This is a genomic window from Paenibacillus glucanolyticus (genome assembly GCF_037333485.1).
Lineage (GTDB): Bacteria > Bacillota > Bacilli > Paenibacillales > Paenibacillaceae > Paenibacillus_AQ > Paenibacillus_AQ glucanolyticus.
The window spans coordinates 464343-478069 of the sequence record NZ_CP147845.1 but is presented as its reverse complement, the minus strand read 5'-3'; the positions used below and the strand labels follow the sequence as shown (position 1 = coordinate 478069).

General features: G+C 49.1%; 17 protein-coding genes and 1 riboswitch. All 17 genes read right to left on the bottom strand.

From position 1 onward, the window contains the following. Positions 1 to 69: 69 nt before the first annotated feature. Positions 70 to 324: a DUF1146 family protein gene (locus WDY75_RS02225; RefSeq protein ID WP_006213089.1), complete on the bottom strand. Its 255-nt coding sequence runs from the start codon at positions 322 to 324 to the stop codon at positions 70 to 72. A gap of 337 nt (positions 325 to 661) precedes the next feature. Beyond that, on the bottom strand, positions 662 to 940 hold the full coding sequence (locus tag WDY75_RS02220; protein ID WP_006213090.1) for a hypothetical protein: 279 nt from the start codon (positions 938 to 940) through the stop codon (positions 662 to 664). A gap of 193 nt (positions 941 to 1133) precedes the next feature. Continuing rightward, positions 1134 to 1535: a F0F1 ATP synthase subunit epsilon gene (locus WDY75_RS02215; RefSeq protein ID WP_036639978.1), complete on the bottom strand. Its 402-nt coding sequence runs from the start codon at positions 1533 to 1535 to the stop codon at positions 1134 to 1136. 99 nt (positions 1536 to 1634) lie between these two features. Next, the gene (gene atpD / locus WDY75_RS02210) at positions 1635 to 3035 is read right to left on the bottom strand and encodes a F0F1 ATP synthase subunit beta (protein ID WP_006213092.1); all 1401 of its coding nucleotides are present in this window, start codon (positions 3033 to 3035) and stop codon (positions 1635 to 1637) included. 113 nt (positions 3036 to 3148) lie between these two features. Continuing rightward, on the bottom strand, positions 3149 to 4006 hold the full coding sequence (gene atpG / locus WDY75_RS02205; protein ID WP_063478005.1) for an ATP synthase F1 subunit gamma: 858 nt from the start codon (positions 4004 to 4006) through the stop codon (positions 3149 to 3151). 267 nt (positions 4007 to 4273) lie between these two features. Further along, the gene (gene atpA, locus WDY75_RS02200) at positions 4274 to 5788 is read right to left on the bottom strand and encodes a F0F1 ATP synthase subunit alpha (protein WP_006213095.1); all 1515 of its coding nucleotides are present in this window, start codon (positions 5786 to 5788) and stop codon (positions 4274 to 4276) included. A gap of 18 nt (positions 5789 to 5806) precedes the next feature. Continuing rightward, a complete protein-coding gene (locus WDY75_RS02195) occupies positions 5807 to 6352 on the bottom strand; it encodes a F0F1 ATP synthase subunit delta (RefSeq protein WP_063478006.1) in 546 nt (181 codons plus the stop codon). Further along, positions 6349 to 6837, bottom strand: a complete 489-nt coding sequence (atpF, locus tag WDY75_RS02190) for a F0F1 ATP synthase subunit B (RefSeq protein ID WP_006213097.1) — start codon at positions 6835 to 6837, stop codon at positions 6349 to 6351. The genes WDY75_RS02195 and atpF overlap by 4 nt, the downstream gene beginning before the upstream one ends. 99 nt (positions 6838 to 6936) lie before the next feature. Beyond that, the gene (gene atpE, locus WDY75_RS02185; RefSeq protein WP_006213098.1) at positions 6937 to 7149 is read right to left on the bottom strand and encodes a F0F1 ATP synthase subunit C; all 213 of its coding nucleotides are present in this window, start codon (positions 7147 to 7149) and stop codon (positions 6937 to 6939) included. 96 nt (positions 7150 to 7245) lie between these two features. After that, positions 7246 to 8013, bottom strand: a complete 768-nt coding sequence (gene atpB / locus WDY75_RS02180; RefSeq protein ID WP_063478007.1) for a F0F1 ATP synthase subunit A — start codon at positions 8011 to 8013, stop codon at positions 7246 to 7248. Positions 8014 to 8047: 34 nt separating this feature from the next. Beyond that, complete coding sequence (locus WDY75_RS02175; RefSeq protein ID WP_006213100.1) at positions 8048 to 8428, bottom strand: ATP synthase subunit I; 381 nt, start codon at positions 8426 to 8428, stop codon at positions 8048 to 8050. Next, positions 8421 to 8654 (bottom strand): AtpZ/AtpI family protein, encoded by a 234-nt coding sequence (locus WDY75_RS02170; RefSeq protein ID WP_006213101.1) that lies wholly within the window; start codon positions 8652 to 8654, stop codon positions 8421 to 8423. Before WDY75_RS02170 ends, WDY75_RS02175 begins: the two co-directional genes overlap by 8 nt. 160 nt (positions 8655 to 8814) lie before the next feature. Beyond that, complete coding sequence (gene wecB / locus WDY75_RS02165) at positions 8815 to 9987, bottom strand: non-hydrolyzing UDP-N-acetylglucosamine 2-epimerase (RefSeq protein ID WP_063478008.1); 1173 nt, start codon at positions 9985 to 9987, stop codon at positions 8815 to 8817. Positions 9988 to 10061: 74 nt separating this feature from the next. Further along, positions 10062 to 10691: a uracil phosphoribosyltransferase gene (upp, locus tag WDY75_RS02160; protein WP_006213103.1), complete on the bottom strand. Its 630-nt coding sequence runs from the start codon at positions 10689 to 10691 to the stop codon at positions 10062 to 10064. A gap of 333 nt (positions 10692 to 11024) precedes the next feature. After that, a complete protein-coding gene (glyA, locus tag WDY75_RS02155) occupies positions 11025 to 12275 on the bottom strand; it encodes a serine hydroxymethyltransferase (RefSeq protein WP_006213104.1) in 1251 nt (416 codons plus the stop codon). 91 nt (positions 12276 to 12366) lie between these two features. Next, the gene (locus WDY75_RS02150; RefSeq protein WP_063478009.1) at positions 12367 to 12951 is read right to left on the bottom strand and encodes a TIGR01440 family protein; all 585 of its coding nucleotides are present in this window, start codon (positions 12949 to 12951) and stop codon (positions 12367 to 12369) included. An 89-nt stretch (positions 12952 to 13040) separates the two neighbouring features. Further along, on the bottom strand, positions 13041 to 13505 hold the full coding sequence (gene rpiB, locus WDY75_RS02145; RefSeq protein ID WP_006213106.1) for a ribose 5-phosphate isomerase B: 465 nt from the start codon (positions 13503 to 13505) through the stop codon (positions 13041 to 13043). A gap of 114 nt (positions 13506 to 13619) precedes the next feature. Continuing rightward, positions 13620 to 13701, bottom strand: a riboswitch (ZMP/ZTP riboswitch). Positions 13702 to 13727: the final 26 nt, after the last annotated feature.

The window sequence follows — 13727 nt, the reverse complement described above, 5'->3', positions numbered from 1 at the left end:
AGCTTTCTTTAAAAGACGCCTTGCTGCATACCCCTTTGTGTAATGTACGAACTTACAGCCATACCCGTGCTAAAACATATATCGGATCATTTGACTCCATGTAATATAGTCAATTAGGAATTCAGCAACGAATCGTCCAAGCACCACAGCCAGCAGTAAATGCAACAACTTACCCTGTGGTCCTTTGGGATGGCGGACAACCAAATCCAGCTTTACTTGCTGCAGTGCCCACCAAGCCAGTGCGATACAGATCAGTGAAATAACAATGGAGAGTAATCCATTGACACCGACTGCACTGATGGAATTAGATAAATCCTGGTTCATATTCCCTCCCCCTACATATATTTATCATGCCCTATTCAGGACCGACTCTTCTATAATACTTGGCTGGAGGCTAAGAATCCAGCACTTTCTAGCCACATTTCCTCGGAAATAATAAAGTCTTGTCCACATCTTCTATATTAGAGCGTTTACACACTATTATATGAAGCCAATATTTCCAACATTTTCTCTCCAAATTATTACAATTCCTTACTCCAATCCCATAAAATCTTCCTTAGACTTCTATTTATACCACTCCAATATCAAAAAAATACCCGGACTCCAAAATATAGTCCAGGCATAATAAACCTATCTCACTCCTACTTCAACTCCCCTTACACTATTCCGTCGTTGCCACAACAATCGTTCCGTAAGCAGCTGACGAGCCGGTTAACAGTGCGGCCATCTGCAATAACTCGATGCTAAACACTCGTCGGTCATGGGCTTCTATTACATAGGTTAATGCAGGAGCTCCGACCCGGGTGATGACCAAAGATATAGGTTCGTCCGAAAAATTGCTAATCGTAACAGAAGCATCGACACCAGCTTGATGTTCATAGAAAGATTTTCCGACACTGGGAGCCAAGGAGAAGATTTGTTCCGGAAGCAGTATAGCCATAGGGATGACCTCCCTTCTCTCTTTAATACTACATCATATGTAACGAATCTATTAAAAGCGATAGTTAACAGCGTATGATAAACGCCTGTTTCATAGATTTGCCTCCCCATTCCCGGTTATTCTTCATTTCATTGGGTTCTCTCAGGAATAAAAAAACAGCCCGCTGCTATTATAGCATCGAGCTGCCTTATGATTAATTGGAGATCTTGATCCGGTTCATGGCTCTTTGCAGGGCCAATTCCGCGCGACGATGATCAACTTCGTCCTGCCTTCCCTTCGCATTCAGGCGAGTTTCCGCTCTTTCCTTCGCGGCTTCCGCACGCTCCAGATCGATTTCTCCCGCTCTCTCTGCGCTTTCCGCCAGGATGACAATCTTATCTTTACGGACTTCGACGAAACCGCCTTGTACCGCAAACGGGGTTCTCTCGTTGCCGATCTTCACATAAACTGGCGCTATCTGAAGCGGTGTAACGAAGGAAATATGACCAGGCAAGATGCCCAGTTCTCCCTCGACCCCACGCACCGTAACACTGTTCACCTGCTCGGAGTAGACCAGGCGATCCGGCGTTACGATTTCCAACAAAATGGTGCTCACTTCCATCCCTCCTCACCGTTTTCCGCAGAAAACTCGCGCAGCAGACCTCACAGGCTCATTGTGAGTACGGTTTTGGTCTGCTGATCACGGAGCGTCAGCTTACAATGTTTTTGCTTTTTCAACTGCCTCTTCAATCGTACCTACGAACAGGAAAGCCGCTTCCGGAAGGTGGTCGTGCTTGCCTTCCAGGATCTCTTTAAAGCTGCGTACGGTTTCTTTAACCGGTACGTATTTACCGGGAATGCCGTTGAACTGCTCGGCAACGTGGAAAGCTTGGGACAAGAAACGTTGAACACGACGAGCACGTCCAACAATCGCTTTATCTTCCTCACTCAACTCGTCCATACCAAGGATTGCGATGATATCTTGAAGCTCGTTGTAACGAGCAAGAATTTTCTTAACGCCTTGAGCAACATTGTAATGCTCTTCACCCACAATTTCAGGAGCCAAAATCCGGGAGCTTGATGCAAGTGGATCTACCGCAGGATAGATACCCATCTCGGAAATTTTACGCTCCAGATTGGTCGTTGCATCCAAGTGAGCAAACGTTGTAGCCGGAGCTGGATCCGTATAGTCATCCGCCGGTACATAGATAGCCTGGATGGATGTTACAGAACCTTTTTTCGTAGAGGTAATCCGCTCTTGCAGACGTCCCATTTCGGATGCCAGTGTTGGCTGGTAACCTACCGCGGAAGGCATGCGGCCCAGAAGGGCAGATACTTCGGAACCCGCTTGAGTAAAGCGGAAGATGTTGTCGATAAAGAGAAGCACGTCTTTACCTTCTTGATCACGGAAATATTCCGCCATTGTCAAACCGGTCAACGCTACGCGAAGACGGGCACCCGGAGGCTCGTTCATTTGACCGAATACCATCGCGGTTTTATTAATAACGCCGGAATCGCTCATCTCGTGGTAAAGGTCATTACCCTCACGAGTACGCTCACCTACGCCTGCGAATACGGAGATACCGCCGTGCTCTTGTGCGATATTGTTGATCAATTCCTGGATCGCAACGGTTTTACCTACGCCCGCACCACCAAAGAGACCGATTTTTCCGCCTTTTTGGTATGGAGCAAGCAAGTCGATTACTTTGATACCCGTTTCAAGCATTTCTGCTTGCGTGGAAAGCTCATCGTATGGAGGAGCTTCACGGTGGATCGGGTTATTAATTTCGGATACAACGTCACCTGCATTATCGATCGGCTCACCCAATACATTAAATACGCGGCCAAGTGTAGCGGAACCTACAGGAACCGTGATCGGTCTACCCAAATCCACAGCTTCGATACCGCGAATGAGACCGTCAGTGGATGACATCGCGATACAACGAACCAGATTATCACCCAAATGATTGGATACTTCCAAAGTCAAATCAACCGAGCGGCCGCCTTCCAGCGTTGCTTCAATCTTGACAGCATTAAAAATCTCGGGAAGATGACCGCGTTCAAATTCAATGTCAACTACAGCACCTGTAATGCTGACAACGCGTCCTTTTTTCATTGATTCGTTTTCCCTCCTACCCGCTCACCTCTAGCGGTGAACGATGATCGTAAAAGCGGCTCATGACATTGCCGCATATCCGTTAAATACTAAGTTAAGAATTCCATCGTGCATTATTGCTGAGCGTTAGCTCCGCCCACAATCTCGGAAATTTCCTGCGTTATGGCAGCCTGACGAGCACGGTTGTATGTGAGGTTGAGCTCATTGATCATCTTGCTCGCATTCTTCGTTGCTGCTCCCATAGCCGTCATTTTCGCACCAAGCTCACTGGCCTTGGCATTCAGCATCGCACTGAAAATCAACGTTTCTGCATATTTCGGAAGAAGAACCTCAAGCACGCCCTCAGCAGACGGCTCATACTCATATTGCGTCACGTTCCCACCACCAATGTTCTCCATCGGCAGCAGCTTGGAAACCTCTTGGATCTGAGTCAAGGCATTCACGAATTGGTTATAACACACGTATAACTCATCAATCTGACCCAGCTCATATTGATGAACCGCCGCGTTAGCGATGGTCTTAATATCTGCATAGGTCGGACTGTCGGATAGATCGGTGAGCTCCTCAACAACCGGAAGTCCACGACGGCGGAAATAATCCCGCCCTTTGCGTCCGATTACAAACAGGCAATACTCGTCCTTGGACTGATGGCGTTCTGCGATAAAATTCGATACTTTACGCAAAATGTTGGAGTTTGATGCACCCGCAAGACCACGGTCCGAAGTGATAACCAGATAGCCGGTTTTCTTCACTTCACGCTTCTCCAGCATAGGATGGCTGATTCCATTGGTTCCAGCAGCGATGCTGCCGACCACCTCTTTCAGCTTCTCAGAATATGGAAGCGCAGAGGTTGCCTTCTCTTGAGCTCTTCTCAGCTTGGCAGCCGCAACCATTTCCATCGCCTTGGTGATCTGCCTGGTGTTCTGAACACTCTTGATCTGCCGCTTAATATCACGTAATCCTCTTGCCATGTTTTCACCACCTTAAACTTTGGCAAAGCCAAAGTTACTTCGTAAGCATAAGCCTAGCTTTGGCGAAGCCAAAGCTGACTTCGTAAGCAACACATAACTTCGGGTACAGCCAAAGTTACTCCGTACGCGTAGACCAAGCTTTGGCTAGGACCAAAGCCACACCTTTTGTAAAAATCACTTTGGTCACAGCCAAAGCTACATTCCATATGATGAAAGAGGATGCCGGGCATAACCCGGCTCCCCTCCTATTAACTTGCCTTAAGGAACTTAAACCGAAGTGGCAAAGCCCTTCTTAAATTGATCAATAGCTGCTTTCAATGCATTCTCGTTATCGGACGTCAGATCCTTCGTATCCGTAATAGATTGAAGAATTTCCGGCTTATTGCTACCAATAAACGCGAGGAATTCGCTCTCGAAACGACGCACGTCTGCAACCTCGATATCATCAATATATCCTTTAACAGCTGCGTACAAGCTAACCACCTGTTGTTCAACGGACAACGGCTGGTTCACACCCTGCTTCAGGATTTCCATCAATCTTGCACCACGATTCAAGCGAGCCAAGGTTGATTTATCCAAATCGGATCCAAACTGGGAGAAAGCCTGGAGCTCACGATATTGCGCAAGATCCAGCTTCATGCCGCCTGCAACCTTTTTCATCGCTTTGATCTGCGCGGAACCACCGACACGAGATACCGAAATACCGACGTTAATCGCTGGACGCTGACCGGAGTAGAACAACTCGGACTCCAGGAAGATCTGTCCATCCGTAATCGAGATTACGTTGGTTGGAATGTAAGCAGATACGTCAGAAGCCTGTGTTTCAATAAATGGCAGTGCGGTTAATGAACCACCGCCAAGCTCATCGCTGAGCTTCGCTGCACGTTCCAGCAAGCGGGAATGCAGGTAGAATACGTCACCCGGATAAGCTTCCCGGCCCGGAGGACGACGGAGGAGCAAGGACAACTCACGGTAAGCTGCCGCTTGTTTGGACAAGTCATCATAAATGATAAGTGCATGTTCGCCCTTGTACATGAAGTACTCACCCATTGCGCAGCCTGCGTATGGAGCGATGTACTGCAGTGGAGCCGGCTCAGAAGCCGAAGCCGTAACAACAATGGTGTACTCCAGCGCACCATGACGGCGAAGAGTTTCAACAACCTGTGCTACAGTGGATTGCTTTTGTCCGATAGCTACATAAATACATTTAACGCCGCTGCCTTTTTGATTCAGGATCGTATCGATCGCAACGGTGGTTTTACCTGTTTGGCGGTCACCGATAATCAGCTCGCGCTGTCCGCGGCCGATAGGTACCATCGCGTCGATTGCTTTAATACCGGTTTGCATCGGTTCATGAACAGATTTACGGTCGATAACGCCTGGTGCGCTGCTCTCAACCGGACGGAATGCCGCTGCCTCGATTGGCCCTTTACCATCAAGCGGTTGACCCAATGGATTAACAACACGTCCAAGCAGAGCTTCACCAACAGGAACCTCCATGATCCGTCCTGTACGTTTTACCTGATCGCCTTCCTTGATTTCGGAGTAAGGTCCCAGGATAACGACACCGACATTGCTCTCTTCAAGGTTCAGCGCCAGACCAAACACGCCGTTCTGGAACTCCAGAAGTTCCCCGGACATCGCGTTCTCCAAGCCGTACACGCGAGCAATACCATCACTTACTTGAATAACCGTACCTACTTCAGAGACAGTGATATCGGATTTATATTCTTCAATTTGACTTTTGATTAAAGTACTAATTTCTTCAGGTCTGATACTCAACGTTTTCACCCCTATCTACTATGCTCGTCTATTAAAAGACTTTTCAAGACGTTCCAGCTTCCCGGCAAGAGTTCCGTCATACAGCTTGTCGCCAATGACTACTTTCAGGCCTCCGAGCAAGCTCTCGTCCACCACATTGGTAACCCGGATATTCTGATTCGCTAACTGTCCGAATTCCGAAGCCACCTGTTCTTTTTCCTGATCGCTAAGCGGGTAGGTAGAGAATACTGTGGCGTCCGCCATTCCTAAGCTCGCACCTTGTATCTTCACATAACTGTTCAGCAGTTCGGCGAACATTTCTGTACGCCCTCTGTCAAGAAGCAATTCAATCGTGTTCAATACAGGCTGCGATACTTTCCCTGCCAGCGCCTGGCTGATTACGTTCATCTTCACGGACTGGGGAATATTCGGTGTGGAGATGAATTTCTGAATGTCGGAATCGCCTTCAATGGCAGATACGACAGCCCGCAACTCCTCTTCCACTTCCAGACCCTTCTGCTGCTGAGCCGCCACTTCGAACAGCGCCCGCGCATATCGCTTGGCTGCTACTGTATTTTGGCTCATGGTCTGCCTCCTACCTCTTTAAGGTATTGATCCACCAGTTCTTCTTGGGCTTTGTCATTCTTTACTTCCCGCTCAATCAGCTTGGATGCAATCCTTACAGATACGCTTCCCAATTCGCTGCGAAGCTCGGCAACGGCTTTGTTCTTCTCGCTTTCGATGTCGCGCAGAGCATCAACTTTGATGCGATCCGCTTCCTCCTTGGCGAGCTCAACAATTTGCTCAGCTTGCTTGTTGCTGGTCTGTCTTGAACGCTCGATGATATCATGTGCCTCTTGTCGTGCCTGATTCAGCGCCTGTTTTTGCTCCTCAACATAGACATGTGCCTGTTCACGAGTCTTAGAAGCCTCGTCTATTTGATTAATAACCAATTCTCGACGCTGCTCCATGATTGCAAACAATTTGCCGAAAGCAAATTTATGAAGCAACACATACAGAACGCCAAATGCAAGAATTGAAATTACAATATTCTCCCAAAGTACAACCATTGAATGAAGTCACTCCTTTCCGTTAATGCGAAGTGCAGTTCTTAACAAAACGAAGGCGCGGATGGCATCGGCCCTCCCCGCCAAACCGTAGTATTCTTATTAAGAAAACATGATCAAGAAAGCAATAACGGTAGCAGCGAGTGGAACTACCTCGACGATACCAACACCGATAAACATCGTCGTTTGGAGCGGACCGCGAGCTTCCGGTTGACGAGCGATAGATTCTACTGTTCTACTTACGATCATACCGTTACCCAAACCTGCGCCAAGTGCACCCAAACCTACTGCAATAGCTGCTGCTAAAAATTCCATTGATAAATATCCTCCTTAAGATTGGTTCAATTTTTGGTTAATATAATATATCTCTTTCGAAATTGCCGAAATGTCGGCACGTTTCGGCCGAGTTTATTAATGCGCGTCTTCTTCGTGAATCGTTGTTTGTGCGATGTAAACCATAGTCAATATGGTAAAGATGAACGCCTGCAATGCACCAATAAAAATACTGAATCCTTGCCATACAGCCAGGAATGGAATACCGAAGTAACCCATTTTCAGGATTACCGTAATCAGTACCTCACCTGCAAAGATGTTGGCAAACAAACGAATCGCCAGTGCGACTGGCTTCGCCAAGTTCTCAATGATGTTCAGTGGTAAAAACACCGGGAACGGCTCAATATAGTGTTTTAGGTAATGCTTGCGGTTCAGCTTCAGACCGAGATAATTCATAAGGAAGAATACAACGATCGCCAAACCTGCTGTAACGGATATGTCCGCCGTCGGTGATTTCCACCAGAGAACATGAGCCATATGGCCATCATGAAGACCTCTCGTTGCTTCAATCGTTTGCCCGAACACTGTAAAGTCAGCAGGCAAATCTGTGATGATAGCAAACGGCAATCCGAGCACGTTAGCTACAAAGATGAATGTTATCAAAGTCAAACCTAATGAGATATAAGGCTTTCCTTTCTTCAAATCCATAGCACTTGCTACGATACCTTGCACAAATTCTACGACCCACTCCATGAAGTTTTGCAATTTGGAAGGGTTTTCTACAGATAGATTTCGAACGGCCAAGCGTGCCAGTACAAAGACGATAATCCCCGTGACAAGCAGCATAATGACGGCTGATAGGTCAAGTCGAAACCCACCTAAATCAATAATCGGTGAATCATGCATGAAATTGTTTTCACCCCTTTCCAATTAGCGCTAATCAATTCTTAGATTTCAAGCTAACAATAATGCTGACTGGAATGGTCAACAATTGGGGAATGAACAGACCGACGATGGTCGCTCCGAGCGACACTTGTTCAAGCTTGGCCGCCATCATTACAATCAAGAACGCGATGCAAAGTCTCGTGACATATCCAAAGCTGAACCGTCTGCTCTCTTGACTGACCGCCAAATCGGCAAGCTGCCTCACTTTAATGGAAAGGAAGCGTACGTTGAACAAGCCACCAACCATACCCAGTATCAGTCCTGATACCTCAGGTCGATAATCCGGATAAAATGCCCACCCCATAAATAGAACAGATAATAAGAGTATAGATACTCTGGTTACACCGTTCACAATGGATGTTGTCAAATCATTCACTTTGCGCCCCCAGAAATTTCTTAATGAGTAGAGCGATATTCAAAATCCCTAGAAAGAGCCCCGAAAGCGTACCAATGGCAAGCCACACTCTGGGCCCGTCCCACTGATTCATAAGCCAGCGCCCGGTAAAAAAACCGATGAGAATGTAAGCGGCAAGCAAACCGCCCGCCCCGCTAATGTATAGCGCTATCAACCAAGGGTTATCTTGACTTTTCGGATTTTTCATATGAACCTCTAATCCCAACTCATTTTACTGAATATTGCAAGAGTTTGTCAATGAATCGATTTTATTGAATTACCGTGTAGAAACGGCGTTTTGAGCAGTCTAAATTACCCAAAACGCCGCGGTAACCGTACAGTTCAACTGTATGCTGTACCCTTGCCAATCAGAATACACTAAACCATGCCTTTGTGAACATTCTGTGAAATTCTTCGGGACGGTCTTTTCGGATACCGAAATGGTGCAAAATCGCATTGACAATCCGCTGCGAAGCTTGTCCATCGCCATACGGATTAGCGGCTTTGCTCATCTTCTCATACAGTTCCTGATCCGTCAGAAGAACCTTGATCCGATCGTACACATTCTCTTCTTGGGTACCCACCAGCTCCAAAGTTCCCGCTTCAATGCCTTCCGGGCGTTCCGTTGTATCCCGAAGCACCAGCGTCGGCACGCCGAATGACGGAGCTTCCTCCTGCATGCCGCCGGAATCCGTAATGATGAGATGCGTATGAGTATACATATTGTTCATGTCCACGACATCCAGCGGGTCAATCAGCTTAATCCGCGGATGATTCCCCAAAATACGGTGAGCCGGTTCCTTCACGGCAGGGCTCGGATGCACAGGATAGACGATAGCGATATCCTCGAATTCGTCGGCTATGCGCTTGACTGCCTCAAAAATCTGGCGATGCGGCTCCCCTTGGGATTCGCGGCGATGCGCCGTCATCAGGATCAAGCGTTTGCCCTTCGCCCAGTCCAGAACCGGATGAGTATAACCTTCACGCACCGTGTACTGGAACACGTCCGTAGCCGTATTACCCGTAACATAAATGCGGGATTCCGGTTTGTTCTCCTTGCGGAGATTCTCGGCGGACCAGTTCGTCGGCGCAAAGTGAAGATCAGCAAGCACTCCGGTCAACTGACGGTTCATCTCCTCCGGATAAGGATTCAGCTTGTTCCAGGTTCGTAAACCTGCCTCTACGTGGCCTACCTGTATCTGCTGCAGGAAAGCGGCATAGCTAGCCAGGAACGTTGTCAGCGTGTCACCATGCACCAGCACGATATCCGGCTTGGCCTCACGCAGGACAGGCTCTAGCCCCTCCAGAACGCGAACTGTGATTTCGTTCAACGTCTGGCGGTCCTTCATCACATCCAAATCATAATCCGGGACAATCTTGAACACATCGAGCACCTGATCGAGCATTTGACGGTGCTGTGCAGTTACACAAACCACCGATTCTATATGCTCAGGGTGACGCTGAAGCTCCAGAATAAGCGGCGCCATCTTGATCGCTTCGGGGCGGACCCCAAAAATAGTCATCACTTTCACTTTTGACATGATTGAAAATACCCCTCTTTTTCATGCTTGTTATTCTCATTATTCAAGTTGCACAAATGGCTCAGGCTTGTCTCCTATTTCGTTCCGTACAAGCGATCCCCTGCATCGCCAAGGCCCGGTACGATATAACCATGGTCATTCAGCCCCTCGTCAAGAGCAGCGACGTAGATGTCCACGTCCGGATGAGCATCATGGACGGCCTTCACGCCTTCCGGTGCAGCCACAAGATTCATCATCTTGATCTGCGTGCAGCCGCGCTTCTTCAGCACGTCGATCGCAGCGATCGCAGAGCCGCCAGTCGCCAGCATCGGATCAATCACGATTAATTCGCGCTCCGTAACGTCTGTTGGAAGTTTCGTGTAATATTCGACAGGCTGGAGCGTTTCCGGGTCACGGAACAATCCGACATGGCCTACCTTTGCTGCGGGGAGCAGTTTTACAACCCCGTCCAGCATACCCAGGCCAGCACGCAGGATCGGCACCAGACCGAGCATTCTGCCGGAAATGACTTTCCCCTGCGTTTCCGCTACCGGCGTCTGCACGGATATCGACTCAAGAGGAACCTCCCGTGTAATCTCATAAGCCATCAAAGTCGCGACTTCGTCTACTAATTCGCGAAAATCTTTGGTGTTAGTCCGCATATCGCGGATAAATGTAAGTTTGTGTTGAATCAACGGGTGATCACAAATCACCAATTTTCCCATGTCAGGTCCCTCCGGTTTGAATGCAAATGTTATTTCAATATGGGCATAAATCGTTGTGAGCTCCATAAATCCTGTCTATTATATCATTCCCTCTAGTCAATTGACACCTGCACCGGTCATGTTTATTTCCCGCTTGTTTCGACCTTGTGACGGGACCGCCACCGGCTAGACCTAGGTTTTCCATTTTCGCCTATATTGATGCTATCCGCAGTCGCTGACTGGAAAAATATGAGCAAAGCAATCTGGCCAGAATGTTTATAGCTCTGAAAAGGACCCCACCTGCATCAGGCGGGGTCCTCTTATCATAAGCCTCTGGAACGGACTAAACTGTGATTAATATTTCATTTCGGCATAGAGAGGGTATTGATCTGTAAGTTCAGCCACCATACGGCCTGCTTGTTCAAGGGTCGCCTCGTCTTTAGGCTGCTTCAATGTCATGGCAATAACCTTCGCGATGGTAACCATCGCCTTCTCATCCATGCCGCGGGAAGTTACCGCAGGCGTACCGATGCGAATACCGCTCGTTACAAACGGACTCGTCGGATCGAACGGGATGGCGTTCTTGTTCACGGTGATGCCGATGGAATCCAGCACCTTCTCCGCGTCCTTGCCTGTGATATCCAGATTGCGGGTATCAATCAGCATCAGATGGTTATCGGTTCCGCCGGAAACGATGTTCAGCCCTTCCTCGATCAGGGTATCGGCCAGAACTTTTGCGTTCTTCACCACATGCTCCGCATAGGTCTTGAAGGACGGATCCAATGCTTCACCAAGGGCCACAGCCTTGGAAGCAATGACATGCATCAGCGGTCCGCCCTGGGAACCCGGGAATACCGCTTTATCGATCGCTTGTGCCCAAGCTTTTTTGCACAGAATCATACCGCCGCGAGGCCCGCGAAGCGTCTTATGCGTTGTGGTGGTAACAAAATGAGCATGTGGAACCGGACTCGGATGAAGACCCGCCGCAACAAGACCTGCAATATGAGCCATATCGACCATGAATAACGCACCAACGTCGTTCGCGATGGCCGCAAGTTTTTCAAAATCAATGATACGTGGGTAGGCACTTGCTCCGGCCACGATCATGCGAGGACGATGCTTGAAGGCCGCTTTGCGAACTTCATCGTAATCGATCAGGAACGTATCTTCTTGCACGCCGTAAGCAACGAAGTTGTACAGAAGGCCCGAAGCGTTAACAGGACTTCCGTGAGTCAAATGGCCGCCATGAGCGAGGTTCATGCCAAGAACGGTATCTCCAGGCTTGAGCGCAGCCAAATACACCGCCATGTTCGCTTGTGCACCGGAATGCGGCTGCACGTTCACATGCTCGGCACCGAACAATTCCTTGGCACGGTCACGGGCGATATCCTCCACGATATCCACACGCTCACAACCACCGTAGTAGCGTTTGCCAGGGTAGCCTTCCGCATATTTATTCGTCAGCACGGTCCCCATTGCTTCCATAACCGCTTCGCTGACAATATTCTCCGAGGCGATCAGCTCAATATTGCTGCGTTGACGCTTCAGTTCCAAATCCATTGCTTCCAGTACAGCCGGGTCATTCTTCCGCAAATGTTCCATCATGTTCATATCCTCCCATAATCCATCGTTATTTTGGTTGCCAAATTAAAACTACAGATATAACAAATAACAAAAAAGCGAGCTTTCATTCGAATCAATCGCACTGCGCCCCATCATCCTTCTGCACGAACCGGTACACCGCACGCTCCCCGCCAATCAGCTTCGGCCGGGTATAGGCAGCCGTAACGCGAGCCTCACCAACATAACGCACGCTTGGCCGGAAAGGTACCGCCACTCGCCGCAAATGCATGCCGATCAGCGTCTCGCCAATATCGACTCCTGCATGAGCTTCAATGGATTCCGCAAGGCAAGGCTCCTTCATGCTGCGGTAGGCCGCCGAAGCCATAGATCCGCCTGCTCCCGGTATGGGAACAGCCGCCACTTCCGTCAAGCGCAGCCGCTCAAGCAGATCGCGCTCCATGACAAGTGCACGGTTCAAATGCTCACAGCATTGATAGGCCACAGCAAAACCGAACTCCGCTTGAACTTCGGCGATGCCTTGGAGAAGCTGCTGCGCAGTCTCAAGTGCGCCGCCTGTACCGATCCGGCGGCCGACCACTTCGCTGGTGCTGGCCCCGATGACCAGAACTTTACCCGGGCCCAAAACAGCCGCTTCGGCCAGTTCGCGGACAACGCCCGCTGTCTGTTCATTCAAGGAAATCTTGGAGATGTCCGTCATGTCACAGTCCTCCCGATGTTTTTTTCACAGAAGCACTTCATTTCCTCATCACGATAAGCCGCGATGAATAACATACTGATCGACACGAACTATCGCAATCCGTTCTTCAGGTAACGCTCCTCGATGGCTTTGATCTTGTTCACTCGGCCGACATGGCGTTCGCCTTGGCTGAAATCCGTTGTCAGCCATGCGCTTACGATCTCTGCTGCAAGTCCGGGACCGACTACGCGTTCACCCAGTGCAATCACATTGCTGTCATTATGTTCGCGCGTCGCTTTTGCCGAGAACACATCATGGGTCAGCGCGCAGCGGATACCGGGCACCTTGTTGGCCGCGATACTCATGCCAATCCCTGTACCGCAGATCAGAATCCCGCGATCCGCTTCACCCGAGACCACCTTCTCGCACACCGGAAGCGCATAATCGGGATAATCCACAGAATCGGAGCAGCCGCAGCCAAGATCCTCCACCTCATGTCCCAGACCCCGAATGACCTCCACGATCTCCTCTTTCAGACGAATGCCGGCATGATCCGTACCCAATGCGATTTTCATCTATGAAAAACCCCCTCGTATGTTCGCTTTTGCGTTTTAGCTTGTTCCATTATAACTCAAATTCCGCGCAAAAGACGAAAAAAGAGCAGTCGGCGCACGTGTTGTGCTCCAAATGCTCTTTGCCCAGGCGACCGGCCGTATATTCCGATGCTCCACCGTGGTTTCATCCACTTCGTCGCCAGTTACACCGGATCCTTTGTTTTTCACCTTCATCTTAAATCA